The 17,309-nt window shown below is 27.3% G+C and carries 19 protein-coding genes; 10 read left to right on the top strand and 9 right to left on the bottom strand.

Annotation, left to right across the window (positions count from 1 at the left end):
• The 4 genes from ACH5BK_RS10105 to ACH5BK_RS10090 are packed head-to-tail and all read left to right on the top strand — an operon-like array spanning window position 1 to window position 3,100.
• Complete coding sequence (locus tag ACH5BK_RS10105; RefSeq protein ID WP_404306997.1) at window positions 1-561, top strand: DJ-1/PfpI family protein; 561 nt, start codon at window positions 1-3, stop codon at window positions 559-561.
• 43 nt (window positions 562-604) lie between these two features.
• Window positions 605-1,339, top strand: coding sequence for an IclR family transcriptional regulator (locus ACH5BK_RS10100; protein ID WP_404306995.1), 735 nt, complete (start codon window positions 605-607; stop codon window positions 1,337-1,339).
• Between the two features lie 60 nt (window positions 1,340-1,399).
• Complete coding sequence (locus tag ACH5BK_RS10095; RefSeq protein ID WP_404306993.1) at window positions 1,400-2,491, top strand: glycoside hydrolase family 3 N-terminal domain-containing protein; 1,092 nt, start codon at window positions 1,400-1,402, stop codon at window positions 2,489-2,491.
• Window positions 2,492-2,500: 9 nt separating this feature from the next.
• Window positions 2,501-3,100, top strand: a complete 600-nt coding sequence (locus ACH5BK_RS10090) for a leucine-rich repeat domain-containing protein (RefSeq protein ID WP_404306991.1) — start codon at window positions 2,501-2,503, stop codon at window positions 3,098-3,100.
• A gap of 2 nt (window positions 3,101-3,102) precedes the next feature.
• Here the strand turns inward: ACH5BK_RS10090 and ACH5BK_RS10085 are convergent, their stop codons facing one another.
• Both ACH5BK_RS10085 and ACH5BK_RS10080 read right to left on the bottom strand, forming a co-directional pair.
• Complete coding sequence (locus ACH5BK_RS10085; RefSeq protein WP_404306989.1) at window positions 3,103-3,486, bottom strand: hypothetical protein; 384 nt, start codon at window positions 3,484-3,486, stop codon at window positions 3,103-3,105.
• Window positions 3,483-4,172 (bottom strand): class I SAM-dependent methyltransferase, encoded by a 690-nt coding sequence (locus ACH5BK_RS10080; RefSeq protein ID WP_404306987.1) that lies wholly within the window; start codon window positions 4,170-4,172, stop codon window positions 3,483-3,485. The genes ACH5BK_RS10085 and ACH5BK_RS10080 overlap by 4 nt, the downstream gene beginning before the upstream one ends.
• 180 nt (window positions 4,173-4,352) lie before the next feature.
• Between ACH5BK_RS10080 and ACH5BK_RS10075 the strand changes: the two genes are divergently transcribed.
• Window positions 4,353-5,252 (top strand): glycosyltransferase family 9 protein, encoded by a 900-nt coding sequence (locus ACH5BK_RS10075; RefSeq protein WP_404306985.1) that lies wholly within the window; start codon window positions 4,353-4,355, stop codon window positions 5,250-5,252.
• Window positions 5,253-5,263: 11 nt separating this feature from the next.
• Here ACH5BK_RS10075 and ACH5BK_RS10070 read toward each other — a convergent pair whose 3' ends face one another.
• The gene (locus ACH5BK_RS10070; RefSeq protein WP_404306983.1) at window positions 5,264-6,052 is read right to left on the bottom strand and encodes an exodeoxyribonuclease III; all 789 of its coding nucleotides are present in this window, start codon (window positions 6,050-6,052) and stop codon (window positions 5,264-5,266) included.
• A gap of 141 nt (window positions 6,053-6,193) precedes the next feature.
• Here ACH5BK_RS10070 and ACH5BK_RS10065 point away from each other — a divergent pair, with 141 nt between their 5' ends.
• Window positions 6,194-6,619, top strand: coding sequence for a globin domain-containing protein (locus ACH5BK_RS10065; RefSeq protein ID WP_404306981.1), 426 nt, complete (start codon window positions 6,194-6,196; stop codon window positions 6,617-6,619).
• Window positions 6,620-6,658: 39 nt separating this feature from the next.
• Here ACH5BK_RS10065 and ACH5BK_RS10060 read toward each other — a convergent pair whose 3' ends face one another.
• From ACH5BK_RS10060 to ACH5BK_RS10045, 4 genes are all read right to left on the bottom strand, one after another.
• The gene (locus ACH5BK_RS10060; RefSeq protein WP_404306979.1) at window positions 6,659-7,231 is read right to left on the bottom strand and encodes a TetR/AcrR family transcriptional regulator; all 573 of its coding nucleotides are present in this window, start codon (window positions 7,229-7,231) and stop codon (window positions 6,659-6,661) included.
• Window positions 7,232-7,242: 11 nt separating this feature from the next.
• Entirely contained in the window at window positions 7,243-7,896 is a 654-nt protein-coding gene (locus ACH5BK_RS10055; protein WP_404306977.1) for a peroxiredoxin-like family protein, read from the bottom strand.
• A 111-nt stretch (window positions 7,897-8,007) separates the two neighbouring features.
• Window positions 8,008-8,268: a hypothetical protein gene (locus tag ACH5BK_RS10050; protein WP_404306975.1), complete on the bottom strand. Its 261-nt coding sequence runs from the start codon at window positions 8,266-8,268 to the stop codon at window positions 8,008-8,010.
• Window positions 8,265-8,528: a hypothetical protein gene (locus tag ACH5BK_RS10045; protein WP_404306973.1), complete on the bottom strand. Its 264-nt coding sequence runs from the start codon at window positions 8,526-8,528 to the stop codon at window positions 8,265-8,267. Before ACH5BK_RS10045 ends, ACH5BK_RS10050 begins: the two co-directional genes overlap by 4 nt.
• Before the next feature lie 98 nt (window positions 8,529-8,626).
• Between ACH5BK_RS10045 and ACH5BK_RS10040 the strand changes: the two genes are divergently transcribed.
• Both ACH5BK_RS10040 and ACH5BK_RS10035 read left to right on the top strand, forming a co-directional pair.
• A complete protein-coding gene (locus ACH5BK_RS10040) occupies window positions 8,627-9,343 on the top strand; it encodes a TSUP family transporter (protein WP_404306971.1) in 717 nt (238 codons plus the stop codon).
• A gap of 83 nt (window positions 9,344-9,426) precedes the next feature.
• Window positions 9,427-11,001, top strand: a complete 1,575-nt coding sequence (locus ACH5BK_RS10035; protein WP_404306969.1) for a nitrite/sulfite reductase — start codon at window positions 9,427-9,429, stop codon at window positions 10,999-11,001.
• A gap of 195 nt (window positions 11,002-11,196) precedes the next feature.
• Here ACH5BK_RS10035 and ACH5BK_RS10030 read toward each other — a convergent pair whose 3' ends face one another.
• Complete coding sequence (locus ACH5BK_RS10030) at window positions 11,197-12,405, bottom strand: MFS transporter (RefSeq protein WP_404306967.1); 1,209 nt, start codon at window positions 12,403-12,405, stop codon at window positions 11,197-11,199.
• A gap of 92 nt (window positions 12,406-12,497) precedes the next feature.
• Here ACH5BK_RS10030 and ACH5BK_RS10025 point away from each other — a divergent pair, with 92 nt between their 5' ends.
• Window positions 12,498-13,685, top strand: a complete 1,188-nt coding sequence (locus ACH5BK_RS10025) for an MFS transporter (RefSeq protein ID WP_404306965.1) — start codon at window positions 12,498-12,500, stop codon at window positions 13,683-13,685.
• Here the strand turns inward: ACH5BK_RS10025 and ACH5BK_RS10020 are convergent.
• On the bottom strand, window positions 13,668-14,582 hold the full coding sequence (locus tag ACH5BK_RS10020) for an AEC family transporter (RefSeq protein ID WP_404306963.1): 915 nt from the start codon (window positions 14,580-14,582) through the stop codon (window positions 13,668-13,670). The two genes, ACH5BK_RS10025 and ACH5BK_RS10020, sit on opposite strands and share 18 nt — an antisense overlap.
• Window positions 14,583-14,689: 107 nt before the next feature.
• On the opposite strand from ACH5BK_RS10020, the gene ACH5BK_RS10015 reads away from it, so the two are divergent.
• Complete coding sequence (locus ACH5BK_RS10015; RefSeq protein WP_404306961.1) at window positions 14,690-17,299, top strand: PAS domain-containing protein; 2,610 nt, start codon at window positions 14,690-14,692, stop codon at window positions 17,297-17,299.
• Window positions 17,300-17,309: the final 10 nt, after the last annotated feature.

Genomic DNA, 17,309 nt, shown 5'->3' with positions numbered 1-17,309 from the left:
ATGTCAAAAAAGATTTTAGTTTTAGCAGGTGATTTTGTAGAAGATTATGAGTTAATGGTTCCTTTTCAATGTTTAAAGATGTTAGGTCATGAAGTTGATGTTGTTTGTCCAGATAAAAAAGCAGGTGAGCAGATAAAAACTGCTATTCATGATTTTGAAGGTGATCAAACTTATACGGAAAAACCAGGACATAATTTCACATTAAATGCTTCATTTGATGAAATAGATGAGAACTCTTATGATGCTCTTGTAGTTCCTGGTGGTAGAGCTCCTGAATATATTAGATTAAATCCAAGAGTTATTGAGATTGTTCAAAATATCAATAATGCAAATAAACCTATAGCTTCTGTTTGTCATGGTATTCAAGTTTTAGTAGCTGCAAATGTGGTTAAAGATAAAACTTGTTCTTCTTATCCAGCTTGTGCTCCTGATGTAAATCAAAATGGCGGAACATGGATTGATGTAGGTTTTGAAGACGCTTATGTGGATGGAAACTTAGTTACAGCAGCAGCTTGGCCAGCTCATCCAACTTGGCTTGCTAAATTTAATGAACTTTTATAATATTTATGCAAAACTATTTTTTAGTTTTGCATAAAGGAAAAGTATGTCAGATTCATTGAAATCACTTTCAAAAGGTTTACAAGTTTATAAAGAAATAGTAAATTATGGTAAGCCTATTTTAGCTATGACTCTTTGTGATAGACTCAATATAAATAAAAGTACTATGTCAAGAATACTTCAAACTTTAAAAGAAGAAAACTATATAGAGTATTTAGAAAATTCAAATGAAATTATTTCTAAAAACTTAGAAGATGAAAATACAAAAAAAACAAGAATTCAACTTTTAGTTGAAAAAACAAAACCTCTTTTAGAAGAGATTTATGAAAAAACAAATGAGTGCGCATATTTAGGGATTTTAGATGATAATAAGGTTTTATATTTAAATCAGGTAGATAATTCAGATAGAAAAATAAAAACAAGAAATAACATAGGTTTAAAAGCACCTCTTCATACAAATGCTTTAGGTAAATCAATACTTGCTTTTGGAAATTATAATTTAGATAAAATAAAATTAAATCAATATACACACAATACAATTACAAATATAAAAGCATTAAATCAAACTATAAAAGAAGTTCAAGAAAACGGTTATTCTATTGATAATAGTGAATTTCAAGATAATATGTGTTGTGTCGCAACACCTTTATTTAATCATGAAAATATTTTAATTGGAGCAGTTGGAATATCTGGTTCTAAAGATAGACTTGACTTAGAAAAGATAAATAAGCTTGGAAAAAAAATATCAAATCTTGTTGAAAAACATAATATAGTTTGTTAATTGCTAAGTTTAAAGTAAAATTGGATAAAACTTCATCAAATATTTAAAAAGAGAAAATATATGATAAAAAAACTTTTTATTCTAAGTCTTTTTGTTAGTTCTTTATTTTCAAATGAAAACTATACAAAAAAACAAATAGAAAACATGATATCAAAAATGGTTATATTAGGTTTTAATGGTACAGATGTATCTTTAAATGACAAGATATATAAAGATATTAAGAACTACAATTTAGGTGGAGTTATTCTTTTTGATAAAGACCCAAATGATAAAAGTAAAAGAAAAAATATAGTAAATCCTAAACAACTTCAAAATTTAACTTCAAAATTACAAAGTATAAGAGCTGATAAACTTCTTATTTCTATAGATCAAGAGGGTGGAATTGTACAAAGACTAAAGCCTGCTTATGGATTTAAATATACAGCATCAGCCCAAAAGATATCTAAAAATGGCGAGGTTTTTGCTAGACAAGAGTATTCAAAACTTGCTTCGTTGTTGAAAAAAAATGGAATAAACTTAAACTTTGCACCCGTAGTTGATTTAGCCATAAATCGAAAAAATAAAGTGATTTATAAACTAAAAAGATCTTATGGAAAAAATCCTAAGCAAGTTATAAAATATGCTTCTATCTTTATAGAAGAATCAAGAAAACAAGGAGTGATATCAGTACTTAAACACTTCCCTGGTCATGGTTCATCTTATGGTGACTCCCATAAAGGCTTTGTAGATGTAACAAAAACTTGGAGTCAAGAAGAAATGAAACCTTATGAGTATTTAATAAAAAATAATAAAGTAGATATGATTATGAGTGCTCATGTTTTTAACAAAGAAATGGATAGAGACTATCCTGCAACATTATCTTATGATATAAATACAATTATTTTAAGAGATATGTTAAATTATCAAGGTGTTTTAATAAGTGATGATTTACAAATGAAAGCTATCTCTTCTCATTATAGCTTAAAAGATACAGTAACTTTAGCTATAAATTCAGGTGTAAATATTTTACTTTTTGCAAATCAACTTGCAAAACCAGTAAAACTTGAAACGATAATAAATACAGTTTATTCTCAAATACAAAAGGGAAAAATATCTCTTGATAGAATAGTTGATTCAAATAAAAAGATAGAAAAACTACTTCAAAAGATATAAAAAATAACAATGTTTACATTTGAAGATAAAAATCAAGAAGCTTTAAATCTAAACCATAAAAACCTAAAAGAAATCCCTAAAGAGGTCTTTGAAATGAGCTCTTTAAGGAAACTTTATTTATGGAGCAATACTATTTCGATGCTACCAAATGAAATAGCTAGTTTAAACTTGCTAGAATGTCTTGATATTAGAAATAATACTTTAGAAACTTTGCCTTTTGAAATTTCTAAGCTTGAAAACTTAAAAACACTTTATGTTTCCTCAAATAAGCTAAAAGAGCTACCACTAGGATTTTCTAAGCTAAAAAACTTAGAAAAAATAGTCTTAAATGATAACTGTTTTGAGGTGTTTCCCAAACAGCTTTTAAAAATGTCAAAGCTTCAAAGAGTAATAATCAGAAACAATAATATAAAAGAAATCCCAAAAGAAATAACAAACATGAAAAGTCTAAAAAACTTGGATATTAGTGGAAATTTACTTGAAAGTTTACCAAAAGAGTTAAAAGAATTGAGAAATCTAAAAAGACTAGATGTAAGTGGAAATAAAATAAAACAAAATGAATTTAATATAGAAGAGTTTGAAAGCTTAAAAGTCTTTCAAAACTCTTGATTTTAGAAGTATTTAAATACAAAAATAGGCATAAAAACTATAAGTATTATTCCAAGTGAGAGTAAGTTTCCTTTTAATATATCAAAATCATCAGCTATATTTTCCCATGACATTTTAAACATAAACTTACCTACAAATACATCATAAAGTATCATCAATAAAGCCCACGTAAAACCTATAAAAAAAGCTTCTTCTTGTGAGGATATACCAAGAATTGGAATATAAAAAAGATTTATTAGAAAAATAAGTATAGAACCAAGTATAAAAGATATAAACTTTGATAACCTTTTAGAGAAGCTTTTATTTAAAACCTTTATTCTAAAAATTCCATTTAAAGTTTCTATAAAAGCTATGAGTATAAAACCAAGTATTATTTTTAAAATCATTTTTTATAAACTGCAAAAAAGTGAGGTACACTTGGTATTTGGTTATCATCATAAGCTAAAAAACTTTGCTCTTTTAGATTTTGTACTGTTATGAACTCATCTATTTCTGATTTGCTTAAAGGTTTTGGTATCTCATCTTCTTTTTCATGCTCATCTCTACTTCTACAAGAAACTAAAATATATCCACCTTTTGAAAGAAGTGAAGACATAGAAGTTCGAGCTTTTTTTCTATACTCATCTGGTAAAACTTGAATAGTATTACACTCATAAACTACATCAAAACTCTCAAACCACTCTTTTGGATAGTCAAATAAATCAGCTACTATAAACTGCACTTTTGTATCAGGGTATCTGTCTTTACAAAGCTCTATAGCTTTTGGAGAAATATCAAAAGCTATAACTTCAAAACCAAATTCACTTAAAGCTTGTGCATCATCACCAACCCCACAGCCAATAACACAAGCTCTTTTGCCTGCTTTGTTTATAGGATTTTCTTTTAACCAAGATACAAGATAAGGACTTGGTTTTAAATCAGCCCAAAATACTTTAGTATAGTCACCCTTAGCACTCTCATAAATATGGTCAAACCATTGAGTTGGTTCGTCTTTTTCTTGATAAGATTTAACCATGTCTTTGTATTTATCTGCTTCAAAAGTATCTTTGTTTAGAAAATCAAAATCATTCATAATCATATACCTTTTGTTTTTGAGTGATTTTAGCAGTTGTTTTCTTAATTGTGAAAAGTTACCCCTCCACTCACTTAAAAAAAGCTATGATAAAATTGCCATATTAATCAAAAAAGCTCAACTAATACAAAGAAAATTTATGTATATTATATATAAAATATTTATACATTGGGAAGATAGATGAAGTTATTAGTTGAGCTACCTGAATTGATTGAAGATACTGTTTTGATTACTCCTGCTATTGAGAATCTTTTGAAGCATTATAGAGGCGCTGAAGTTACTTTTGTAGGTTCTAGCGTTTCTACGCAACTTTTTTCTAAAGATGAAAGAGTTAAAAATCTTGTTGTTGAAGAGACTTCTAAAAGTTTGTTTACTCTTATTTCACTTTTTAGAATGGCTAAAAGTTTTGATGAACAAGATTTGATTATCTCTTTTAAAGATGGTTTTTTATCTAAGTTTTTTGTTTATTTTGTAAATGCAAAAAAGAAAGTAAATTACACTTCAAACAACAAAGATATTCACCAAGTAGAAAAATACAATGACTTTGTAAATGAAACTTTAGATACATCATATAAAGCAGGGGATTTAATGCTTCACTTTAAACCCCAATGGTTTAAAAAACCTACTTTTGGTATTCATCCAGGTTCAACTTATGCAGATGTAAAAAGATGGCCACCGCAAGAGTTTGCTAAAGTAGCTGTTGCTTTATCTGCTAAATATGACATAGTACTTCTAGGTGGTAAAAATGAAGTAGATATTTGTAGTGTGATTGAAGAAGAGCTACAAGCAAATGGTATTACAAACTATGAAAATCTTGCTGGTAAAACTTCTATAGCTGATTTAGTAGAGAAAATCGCTGCTCTTGATTTGTTTTTAGGAATAGATTGTGGACCTATGCAGTTAGCTGCTGTTTATAGAGTAAACTCTATAATTTTACCAACATCTTATGATAAAATAGAGCAAAGAAATCAGTGGAAAAATCCACTTGAAACAATAGTTTATAAAGAAGTAGATCCTTATGAGGATGAGCCTGATTATACTGTGCAAGCCCAAGATGTTTTAAAACTGTTTAAGTTATAAGAGTTTAACTCTTATAACTCAATCTCAAGTCCAATAGGACAATGATCACTTCCCATAATCTCATCTAAGATGTAAGCATCTTTTACAAAGTCTTTTAAATCTTCACTTATATAAAAGTAGTCAATTCTCCAGCCAACGTTGTTTGCTCTTGCATTTGCTCTGTATGACCACCATGAGTATTTGTCTTTTATATCACCATTTACAAGTCTAAATGTATCTATATAACCATGTTCTAAAAACTTAGTTATCCAATCTCTCTCCATTGGTAAGAAACCTGATGTTTTTTCATTTGCTTTTGGTCTTGCTATATCTATTTCAGTGTGAGCTGTATTTACATCTCCACAAACTATGATAGATTTTCCTTCTTTTCTTAGATTTTCACAATGCTCTAAAAATCTATCATAAAACTCCATTTTATATGTAAGTCTTTCATCTTTTGATTGACCATTTGGAAAATATACATTAAAAAATGCTATATCTTTTTCCCCTAAAGTAAAGTGAACTTCATTAATTCTTCCCTCATCAAGTACATCTACACTAGGACAGTTGCACTCAAAAGTTGTTTCTATATCTGTAAATAGTGCAGTTCCACTTCTTCCTTTGATAGCTGATTCACTAGCAAATAGTGTTTTATATTCTTTTTCAAAGATTGAGTCAGGAATTTGTGATTTCATTGATTTTGTTTCTTGGATACCAAGTAAATCAATATTTGCTTCATCTACCCATTTTAAAGCCTCTTTTTTATCAACTGCTCTAATACCGTTTACATTCCACGAAATAAATTTATATGTTTTTGCCATTTATTTATACCTTATTAATATTTATTTAATTTTTAAAATTATATCAGAATAGTCTTGTATTATTTTTATCTTGATTTTAATCAAGACAAAAAATATCCTATTTTGATAAACTTCGCCAAATTATTAAAAAAGGAATGAAATATGAACGAAAAAACAAAAGAAATTATAAAAATTACTGCACCAATTATAAAAGAAAGAAGAGATGAAATTACAACAAAAATGTATGAAGTTTTATTTACAAAGTATCCAGAAACAAAGGTTTTATTTAAAAATGCTACAGAGGAACAACCAAAAAAATTAGCAAATGCAATTTATGCTTATGCAAGCAATATTGATAAGTTAGATAAGCTTACTAAAGGAATAGAAGGTATGGTAAGTGCACATGTAAAAACAAATATTCAAGCTAAACATTATCCTATGGTAAAAGACTCTTTATTACAAGCTTTCAAAGATGTTTTAGGTGAAGCTTGTACTTTAGAGATTCAAGAAGCATGGGCAGAAGCTTATGACTTTTTAGCTACTATTTTGATTCAAAAAGAAAAAGAAGCTTATTCTAAAGTATCGTAGATAGAAGATTTAAACTAAATACTTATTTGGGTATTTAGTTTAGATTCTAAATGAGTTTATATAAGATACCAAGTGTTTCATGGTATCTTCAAAATCTTTTGCTTTGTCATTTTTTTTACTAAGAAGTAAAGCCCCTTCAATAGATGCTATCAAAAATGTAGCACAAGTTTTAGTATCTAATGTTTGAGTTATTTGGTTTTTATCTTTTGCTTTTTGCAAGATGTTTGAAAATAACTCTTTCCAATCATCTAATATATCTGTTAATATTTTTTTAAAATCCTCATCTTCATCGAGGGATTCTTGAAGTAAGTTACCTAAAGGACAGCCATTTTTTAAATCCCAATTATTTATATCTTCTAAAATTGAAATAAGTGAATCTATAATATTTTCTTCTGTATTTGCTAATGCTTTCCACTTATTTTCGATTCGTAATTTTATTTTTTCATCAATCATAGATAAAACCATCTCTTTTTTTGAAGGAAAATAGTGATACATAGCTCCTTTTTTTACTTCGGCTCTTTTTAAAATATGAGCTAGAGAAGCTGCTTGGTATCCCTTAGAAAAGACTTCTTGAAATGTAGCTTCAATCAATCTACTTCTTACATCTTGCATTTGCTTACACCTTATTGGTTTTTGCTAATTATATCCAAAATTTCTTGGGGTTCACTTCTACTTGTATAGTCTTCATCTATGAAAGCATAAATAATTTCTTTATTTTTATTTATTACATAAGTAGCTGGCATAGGTAGTTCAAAGCTGTTTTCATTATTTGAAGCTACAATATCAATTCCAAATTTTTCATAAATAGGTCTTAATTCTTGAGCTAAACTAAATACTAAGCCATACTCTTTAGCAACCTTGTTATTTGTATCACTTAAAACTTCAAATGATAGTTCATTTTTTTGCATAGTTGTTAAACTTACATCAGGAGTTTGTGGAGATATTGCTACAAGTTTTGCTTTGTTTTGTATTAGTTTATCATTTATTTGTTCAAAAGCTTTTAGTTCTAAGTTACAATAAGGACACCATGCTCCACGGTAAAAGTTTAGTACTACAAATTTATTTTCTTTTAGTAATTCATCTAAGTTTACATCTTTGTTTATGGCATTTTTAAGTGTGAAACTTTTGGCTTTATCTTTTAGTTTTAGTGCATTTTTAGATAGCTTTTCATTTTTTAGATTCTCAGTTGCTTTTAGCATCACTTCTTGTAAATCTTTTGGTACTCTTTGCTTAAATGTTTCTTGATATTGTTTAATATTATCTATTAATCTTGACATAGTAATCCTTTAAAATAATCTGTTTTAATTTAAAACCAACCAGTTGGTCTGTAGAGAATATTAACAAGAAATCATTAGCTTGTCAAGCTTTTTTGATTTCTTATATGAGTTTTATTTGTCTTGATTAGTTTTTTTAGTAGTTTTTGTTTTATCTTGAGAAATTAAAGGTTTCGGTGCATTAGGCTTTTTGGGTTTATTTATTCCTATTGATAAAGAATTCATATTTTTATTTGAAAAACTTGATTTAGAATCTATTAGTTTGTCACCTTTTCCACCGTGCATATCAATATTTTTTGAATTTTGATTATTAAATGAGTAATTTGCATATAAAATATTTGAAAAAATTAAAGTTGTAAATATTAGATACTTCATACATTTTCCTTTTGTAATACTTTTTTTTCTTTTATGTTTTTAGCTATTCCATAAACTGTGATAGCTATCCAAAATACTTCGATTATAAAAGATCCTAAGTTAAAGTGTACAAAAAGTGATATTAAAAGTAAGACAGCTCCTACTAAGTTTAAAAGTTGGTATTGAAGTGATTGTATAGTGTATTTGTTCATCTGTAAAAGTAAATATGCAAAAACAACAAAAGCCATTCCTACAAAACCTATCCATTGATAAATATCCAAGATTATCTCCTATGTTTTATTAAAAAGCGATTGTAGCTTTTTTTTGATAATAAAGGCTTTATTTGATATCGTAAAATAATATAAATATAGGATAGCTTTTGTTAGATGAATTATTATTAGGTTTAATTGCATTTTTTACTTCAACAATTGCAGGAGTTGTTGGGCTTGGTGGAGGTATGCTTCTTATTGCAGTATTACCTTCTTTTTTACCTTTAAATGCGATTATTCCTGTTCATGGACTTACTCAAATGTCTAGTAATATAAGTCGTGCAGTTTTTTCGTATAAAGATATTCAGTATGAAACAATACCAAAGTTTTTGATAGGTTCACTTCTTGGAGTAGGGCTTTTTGCTAGTATTATTTCTTTGATATCTTTAGAATATGTACCTTTATTTATTGCTATTTATATTTTACTTTCATTATGGTCTCAAAAGTTTAACGAAAAGATTAAAAAATATGAAAACTATTATCTTGTTGGTTTTTTACAATCAGGTTTATCTGTAGTAGTAGGTGCAACAGGGCCTCTTAGTATGACTTTGCTTTTAAAAGACTACAAAAATAGAGATAAGGTTGTTGCTACAAGTGCAGCTCTTATGAGTATTTCTCATATTTTAAAAGTATTTGTATTTATATATTTTGGTTTTGTTTTTTTTGATTATCTAGGGATTATTGTGACTATGATTATAGGAGCTATTTTAGGTAGTTTAGCTGGTACAAAACTTCGAAATAAAATAGATGGTAAAAGATTTACTTTTTTATTAAAAATACTATTATCTGCTTTGGCTATTAAATTAATACTTAGCTTGTTTATTTAAATATATTATTTCACACCACTAAGTAGACACCAAGTTTATATAAATTATAAAATTCAAATATTATATATAAATTAGGAGAACTTATGGCTGAAAAAGAACTCTCAGCATTAGAACAATTAAAAGCTTCACGAAACCCTTTAAGAGTAATTAACGATATATACAAAGAAGCATTAAAAAAAATACCTTTAAGTGATGATTCTATTAGTTTATTAAAGTGGTATGGAATGTATCCACACGTAAATACTAACAATTTAGAAGAAAAAAAATATTTTATGAAAAGAATTAAGATTGTTGATGCAAAAATAAATCTAAAACAATTAGAAGTCTTAGCAACTATAGGCGAAAAATACGCAAAGGGTTTAGTTGATTTTACAAATAGACAAAATATTCAATATCATTATATTGAGATAAAAGATTTACCTGAAATTTTTGCACTATTAGATTCTGTTGGACTAAGCTCAAAAATGGCATCGGGTGATGGCCCTAGACCTATTATGACTTCTCCTGTTGGAGGAATTGACCCAAAAGAGATTATTGATGCTTCATATTTAGTAAAAGAGTTGGATTTATATTTTGATATGAATGATGATAGGTTTTGTAACTTCCCTAGAAAATATAAAGTAGGTATTTCGGGGTGTGGAAGACATACAGCAGCCCATGAGATTCAAGATGTTGCTTTTACTGCTTTTAAAAATGAAAATGGTGAGGTTTTATTTGATTTAACTCTTGGAGGTGGTTTATCAAAATCAAAACAAATAGCTTATCGAGCAAATAGATATGTAAAACCTGAACAAGTTCGTGATGTGGCTGTTGTTTGTGCTGAGATTTTTAGAGATAATGGAAACAGATTTAATAGAAATAAAGCAAGAGTAAGACATCTTATAAATGATTGGGGTTTAGAAAAGTTTGTAAATGAACTAGAGTTAAAACTTGGTTACTCCTTACAAGAAGGTTTAAAAGAACCAAAGATAACACCTTTTGAAAATAGAACACATTTTGGAATTCATAAAGCAAAACAAGAAGGTGAATACTTTGTAGGTTTTGCGACTAATTCAGGAAGAGTAGCAGGGGAAGACCTAAGAGCTCTTAGTAATATTTGTAATAAATATGACATAGCTGGTCTTGCACTTACATCAACTCAGAATTTTATAATTTATGGAGTAAAAGAAAATCTTGTACAAAAGCTTGCCGATGAGGTTGATGCTTTAGGTTATCCTTATGAACCAAGTCCTTTTAGAGCAAGACTTCAATCTTGTACAGGAAAAGAATTTTGTAAGTTTGGAATAACAGAAACAAAAGAGTTTGCCAAAGAAGTAGTAAAAGAATTAGAATGGAATCATCCAACTTTTAAAGAAAATATAACTATGGCAATTTCAGGTTGTGGAAATGCCTGTTCTCATCCACAAATTTCAGATATAGGCTTTATAGGTACAAAAATAAGAGATGAAAATAAAAAAAGAGTAGATGGATATGATGTGATTTTAGGTGGTCATTTACATGGTGAAAAAGGAAGCAGAATAGCCCATAAAAGTGGAGTAAAAATACAAGCAAACAAACTTGTAGATTTTATAGGCGAATTAATAAGCTCTTACGAAAAAGACAGCTTAGGACAAAGTACATTTAAAGAGTTTTTAAATGTAGTAACTTTTGACAAATAAGAAGAAAAAATCTTTTTATTTGTTTAATCAAGTAAATATTGATAAAATATATTATGGATATCTTAAATAAAAACTCAAAAAATAAGAAACTATTTTTATATATTTTTTTAGCTTTTTTATTTCTTATTTTACTTGCATTTTTTGCTGTAAATATAGATAGTTTTAAAAGCCAATTTTTCTTTTCAAATACAGCAGTTATTTGCTAATAGTTTTGTAATCTATTTTCTTATCATCCATTTTTACATGTACAAGTGCTGCGATAATTGACAAAATAACACATGAATACCAAATAGAATCATAAGTTCCAGCATATTCATATACTAATCCACTAACCCAAGCTCCTACAAAGCTTCCAACTTGATGTGATAAAAACACTATTCCATATAATGTAGCTAAGGCTTTTAGCCCAAAGATTTGCGCTACAAGTCCACTTGTAAGTGGAACAGTTGCTAGCCATACAAAACCAATTGCTCCACCAAAAAGTATAGCAGTAAGTGGTGATAAAGGAAGAATAATCATTAAGATAAAAATTATAACTCTTGAAGCATAAAGTATGATTAGAAGGGCTCTTTTATCATATTTATCACCTAATTTTCCAAACATAAAAGAACCAAAAATATTTAAAAGACCTATAAGAGAAAAAGCTAAAGTAGCTACACTTGAACTTAATCCACTATCCATAAGATACGTAGGAAAATGGGTTAAAATAAATGCAATATGAAACCCACATATAAAAAATCCAATGTTCAACCTCCAATAGCCTTGATGTGTTTTTGAACAGTGTAAGGCTTTTGAGATTGACTCTTCTTCTTGGGTATCTGCTTTAATTATTTGTGATTCATCACTATTCATAAAAAAACCAAAAAAAGCAATAGCTAGTGAAAAAATACATAAAATATAAAAAGTTGTATTTAATTCAAAATGAGAAAGCAAACCATCTGTAATAGGAATAAATACAAACATTCCAAATGAACCTGCTGCTGTTGCTATACCAAAAACAGTACTTCTTTTTGCTGGGTCAACAACTTTTGCAATAGCTCCTAAAACAACTACATAAGTTGATGCACTAAGAGCAAGACCTACAAAAAAACCAAGACTTAAATGAAGACCAAAACTTGTAGTTATAATAGTAATTAAGTAAAGTCCTAAAGTATAAAATAATCCACCAGCAACTAAAACTTTGTTGTTTCCATATTTATCACTTAAATATCCTATAAAAGGTTGTGCAAGTCCAAAAAATAAATGTTGAAAAGCTAAAGCTAAACCAAAATCAGCCCTTGTAATATCAAAGTTTGTAGTAAAAGAAGGAATAAACAAGCCAAAACTTTGTCTAAGACCCATAGCAATTATAAGAATAATAATTCCTAAAAAGATAATCATATTTCTATGTTGTGATTGTGTCATAAGTTCTCTTTAATATTTTTTGCATATTCTATCTAATTTGACTTTTTTAATCTATAGTGCTAGTATTCACAAAATTATTAAAAAGAAAATATATGAGAGATTTTTTTAAATCAAAAGAAGCTTTACTTTATGTGATGGCTTTGTCAATGTCTTTTTCCTTTGCAGCATGGATGAGCTTACTAAATAACTTTGTAATTGAAGCTGCATCTTTTGATGGAAGCCAAATAGGAATACTTCAAAGTCTAAGAGAAATTCCAGGATTTTTAGCTTTTACAGTTGTTTTAGTACTCATTTTTATATGTCAGCAAAGGTTGGCATATATGTCAATTATGGCTTTAGGTCTTGGAGTTTTATTAACAGGATATTTCCCAAGTGCAATAGGGCTTTATGTTACTACTGTTATTATGTCTATAGGGTTTCATTATTTAGAAACTTTAAATCAGTCTTTGTCCCTTCAATGGCTGTCAAAAGATAAAGCACCAATAGTTTTAGGAAAAATAACAGCTGCTAAATCAGCAACTTCACTAGTGGTATTTGTGCTTATATATTTGATGATGAAATACTATTCTATGGAATATAAATATGTATATTTATTTTTTGGTGGTATAACTTTTATAGTAGGTATTTTAGCTTGGCTTTTATTTGAGCATTTTAAAGAAGAAGTTGCCCAAGAAAAGAAAGTGAAATTAAAAAAAGAGTATTGGTTATTTTATATATTGACTTTTTTTGCAGGAGCAAGAAGACAGATATTCATAGTATTTGCAGGTTTTTTACTTGTTGAAAAATTTGGTGTAGATGTTCATAATATGGTTGCATTATTATTTATAAACTCTGTTTTAAATATGTATTTTGCTCCAAAAATAGGTAGATTTATTGCTAGGTTTGGTGAATCTGTAGCTTTAAAGGTTGAATATGTAGGGCTTATTCTTGTTTTTATGTCTTATGCTTTTGTAGAGAATCTATATTTTGCTTATTTTTTATTTGTACTTGATCACTTATTATTTTCAATGGCAATAGCACTTAAAACATATTTTCAGAAAATCGCTGATCCAAAAGATATAGCAAGTGCAAGTGCTGTTTCTTTTACTATAAATCATATAGCAGCTGTATTTTTACCAGCTTTACTTGGTTTGGTATGGTTGTATTCAAGCTCACTTGTATTTATAATAGGAGCAAGTATTGCATTTATATCTCTTAGTTTGTCTTTTTTAATTCCGCGAAATCCCATACAAGGTATTGAAACTACATTAAAACAAAAAGCTTTAGACAAAGTAGTTTAAAACAAAGATTATAAACAGTACAGAAACTAAAGTTTGTACTGTGATAATCGAAGACATCAAGTTTACATCTCCTCCTAATTGTCTTGCTAGTACGAAAGATGAAGGTGCTGTTGGAAGTACTGCAAAGATGATAAGTATTGAAATCATAAAGTCATCTAAATTAAAAAGTTTAGCTATTAAAAACATGATTATAGGTGTTATGATTAGCTTTGCTATATTGGCATTAAATATTTCATTTTTAGATGAGTTTATCTCTTTTATTACAAGTCCAAAGCCAACTGATAAAAGTCCTAAAGGAAGTGCTGCTGAACTTAAAATAGCCAATATTTTATCTGCAATTATAGGAAGTTGTATTCCTAAAAAGTTTATCATTCCTCCTATGAAACAAGCTATTATTAAAGGGTTTGTGATTATAGATTTTAGTAAGTAAATGAAAGTTAGCCTATTATTATTTATATAAAGTGCAAAACTTGAAATACAAAGTATATTTATAAAAGGAATTACAAAAGTCATCAAAATGGCTGCTAAAACAAGACCTTTATCTCCAAAGACAGAATCAATCAAGGCTAAAAAAACATAAGTGTTAAATCGAATACCACCTTGAACAATAGATGTAAAAGCATCACCTTTGAATTTGAATAGTTTATTTATTATAATTAGAAGTATAAAAATAAAGCTAATAGCAAAAATTGCAGTTGCTACAAAATTTAATCCATCTACTCCTTGTAAGTTTGCAGTTGAGAGTTTATAAATCAAAAGTGATGGCATTAAAATAAAGTATGTTAGTTTATCAGCCTGAGGCCAAAACTCTTTTGATGGGAATTTGATTCTTTTTAAGAAGTAACCAATCATAATCAGCGAAAAGATAGGAATTAGTGCTGTAAAAATATGTATCATAGTTACTCCTTAATTTTAGTTTATAAAAAGTTTCAATATAATTTAAAATATTGAAACAATTTTGAAACTTTAAAATTATAGATTAAAAATATATAGGATAAGATTAAATGCTTTTAAAAAATGAAAAAAAATATACTCTTTATGATATTCAAAAGCTTTTTTCTCAAATTCCTGTGATATTTATAATGCTATTAGCAAGTCTATTTATCGTAATTTCTTATTTTATTTTAGAAGCAAAAGAAAATAGAGAAATAGATTTATTAAAACAAAAAGCTTTTTTAAACTATAAGTTTGAAAAAAAAGAACAAATTAGTGATTTTAAGTCAAAAGTAAAAGAACAACTAAAAGAAGGCTTTTTAGAAGAAGAAACTTTATTAAAAAAAGTAACGTATAAAGCTATTGGTTACTTAGAATCAAACTCTTTATCAAAGTTTGATTTACTTACAGATTATTTACAAAAGATAGAAAAACAAAATCATATAGAATTAGTAGTTTTTACAAAAGATAATTTAAATATTTTATATGGAAAAGAATCAATTAGTTATTTACAAAAGTTAATATTTAATTCGGATACAAAGAATCATGAAAATATTACCTTGAAGTATATTTATTCTCAAGGACAAAGTAACCTTCAGTATTGGAAAGATGACCTAAAAAGAACAGTTAGATTAAGCTTTTTTGATGAGATAACTATAAATGGCTATGATTATTTTGTGGGGTCATTTTCTACTATTAATTCCATAAAAGAAATCACTAAAAACTCTATACTTAGTACAATCTCAAATCAAAACTATGATATATGGTTTTATGATATTATCTCCCAAGATACTTTTAATTTTAAGGCTAAGAAAAAAAATATAAAATCTAATGAACTTCTTAAAAACAAGGATGATAATATCTCATATAAGATTTTAGAACATTATTTTAAGGATTATGAATATAATAAAAAATTTGAAGATTATACATATTTTTATGATAAATATAACTTTTTAATAGCAAGTTTTTATGATGAAAATGAAATCAATAATGAAATGAAATATACTGTAAAACAAATAAAAAAAGAGTATCGAAATCAGTTTTTTCAAATATCAACATTGATTATAATCATAACTACAGTTTTTATACTTTTTACATACATTTTTTCTAATTTTATAAAAAATATTTTCAATGAATATAATGATGAACTTGAAGGTAAAACTTTATCTTTAGAGCATTGGAAAAAAAGGTTTGAGCTTGCTATTATAGCTTCAAATGATGGATTATGGGATATTGATTTTAAAACAAAAAAGATATATTTTTCTGATAAATGGCTTGAAATGTTTGGTTATGAAAAGCAAGAACTACAAACATTTTCAGATTGGTTTGAGCTAATTCATAATGAAGATAAAAAGAATGTAGAAAAGCTTTTTGATAAAATCTTTGCTAAAGTTGATGATACTTTTATTTGTGAGTATAGACTAAAGACTAAAAATGATGGTTTTAAATGGGTTTTAGCACGTGGAAAAGCCTTTGTAAATGATAAAAACGAATTAGATAGAATGCTTATGATGTCTATGGATATAGACAAAAATAAAAGAATGAAAAAAGAGCTTTTAGATGTGGAATATCTTGTTGAAGATGGAAAAATTGTAATTTTTAAACTTAAAAATGATGATAAATTATCTGTTCAATATATTTCAAATAGTATTAAATCTTTTGGATATACAAAAAAAGAGTTTGAATCTAAGCAGATGAGTTTTTTTGATTTAATTCATAAAGAAGATATCAATAAAATTCAGGTAGCAATAAATGCAGCACTTAAAAATGACCTTCAAAATTTCACAGTAGTATGTAGAGTAATAAACGCAGCAAATGAAATTAGGTGGATATCTTCAAGGGTAATACTTATCAAAAATCACTCAGGAAAAGTCTCTCATTTTTACGGCTATATAAATGACATAACAAAAATCAAGCTAAGTGAAGAAGAACTAAAATTAAAAGTAGAAGATGAAGTAAAGAAAAATAGAGAAAAAGATAGAATTTTAATACAGCAAAGTAAGTTAGCAGCTATGGGAGAAATGCTAGGAAATATAGCACACCAGTGGAGACAACCTCTAAATAATGTCTCTTTAATTATGCAGTTTTTAAGAGATAACTATAAAAATGAAGCAGTAAGTGAGCAAAAACTAGATAAGTTTATGAATAAAGCAAATAAACATATAGAGTATATGAGTGAAACAATAGATGATTTTAGAAACTTTTACAAACCCTCAAAAACTCAAGATAAATTTAGTATAAAAGAGTGTATAAATACACTTTTATATATGATAAAAAATCAGTATGAAAGTGATGGTATAAATATAGAGTTTGAATGTGAAGATATAATCATAATAAATTATGAAAATGAATTAAAACAAGCTTTATTAAATATTTTAAACAATGCAAAAGATGCTTTATTAATCAAAAAAGAGAATAAAAAGTTTGATGCAATTATCAAAATAATAGTAAAAAAACAAGATGATAAATTAAAAATAGAAATATCAAATAATGGTGATAATATTAAAAATGATATAATAGACAGGATTTTTGAACCTTATTTCACTACAAAGTTTGAGACACAAGGTACGGGAATAGGGCTTTATATGACAAAATCAATAATTGAAACAAATATGAAAGGTAAAATAGAAGTTGAAAATATAAAAGATGGTGTGAAGTTTATAATCACACTAAATATTTGAAACAGGATAT

The sequence above is a fragment of the Arcobacter sp. YIC-80 genome (assembly GCF_044841725.1).
Lineage (GTDB): Bacteria > Campylobacterota > Campylobacteria > Campylobacterales > Arcobacteraceae > Arcobacter_B.
Note: the sequence above shows the minus strand (reverse complement) of the source record. Positions and strands in the feature narration are given on the sequence as shown.

Coding starts and splice junctions, on each gene's coding strand:
- ACH5BK_RS10105 (WP_404306997.1), top strand. CDS start 1: ATGTCAAAAAAGATTTTAGTTTTAGCAGGTGATTTTGTAGAAGATTAT.
- ACH5BK_RS10100 (WP_404306995.1), top strand. CDS start 605: ATGTCAGATTCATTGAAATCACTTTCAAAAGGTTTACAAGTTTATAAA.
- ACH5BK_RS10095 (WP_404306993.1), top strand. CDS start 1,400: ATGATAAAAAAACTTTTTATTCTAAGTCTTTTTGTTAGTTCTTTATTT.
- ACH5BK_RS10090 (WP_404306991.1), top strand. CDS start 2,501: ATGTTTACATTTGAAGATAAAAATCAAGAAGCTTTAAATCTAAACCAT.
- ACH5BK_RS10085 (WP_404306989.1), bottom strand. CDS start 3,486: ATGATTTTAAAAATAATACTTGGTTTTATACTCATAGCTTTTATAGAA.
- ACH5BK_RS10080 (WP_404306987.1), bottom strand. CDS start 4,172: ATGAATGATTTTGATTTTCTAAACAAAGATACTTTTGAAGCAGATAAA.
- ACH5BK_RS10075 (WP_404306985.1), top strand. CDS start 4,353: ATGAAGTTATTAGTTGAGCTACCTGAATTGATTGAAGATACTGTTTTG.
- ACH5BK_RS10070 (WP_404306983.1), bottom strand. CDS start 6,052: ATGGCAAAAACATATAAATTTATTTCGTGGAATGTAAACGGTATTAGA.
- ACH5BK_RS10065 (WP_404306981.1), top strand. CDS start 6,194: ATGAACGAAAAAACAAAAGAAATTATAAAAATTACTGCACCAATTATA.
- ACH5BK_RS10060 (WP_404306979.1), bottom strand. CDS start 7,231: ATGCAAGATGTAAGAAGTAGATTGATTGAAGCTACATTTCAAGAAGTC.
- ACH5BK_RS10055 (WP_404306977.1), bottom strand. CDS start 7,896: ATGTCAAGATTAATAGATAATATTAAACAATATCAAGAAACATTTAAG.
- ACH5BK_RS10050 (WP_404306975.1), bottom strand. CDS start 8,268: ATGAAGTATCTAATATTTACAACTTTAATTTTTTCAAATATTTTATAT.
- ACH5BK_RS10035 (WP_404306969.1), top strand. CDS start 9,427: ATGGCTGAAAAAGAACTCTCAGCATTAGAACAATTAAAAGCTTCACGA.
- ACH5BK_RS10030 (WP_404306967.1), bottom strand. CDS start 12,405: ATGACACAATCACAACATAGAAATATGATTATCTTTTTAGGAATTATT.
- ACH5BK_RS10025 (WP_404306965.1), top strand. CDS start 12,498: ATGAGAGATTTTTTTAAATCAAAAGAAGCTTTACTTTATGTGATGGCT.
- ACH5BK_RS10020 (WP_404306963.1), bottom strand. CDS start 14,582: ATGATACATATTTTTACAGCACTAATTCCTATCTTTTCGCTGATTATG.
- ACH5BK_RS10015 (WP_404306961.1), top strand. CDS start 14,690: ATGCTTTTAAAAAATGAAAAAAAATATACTCTTTATGATATTCAAAAG.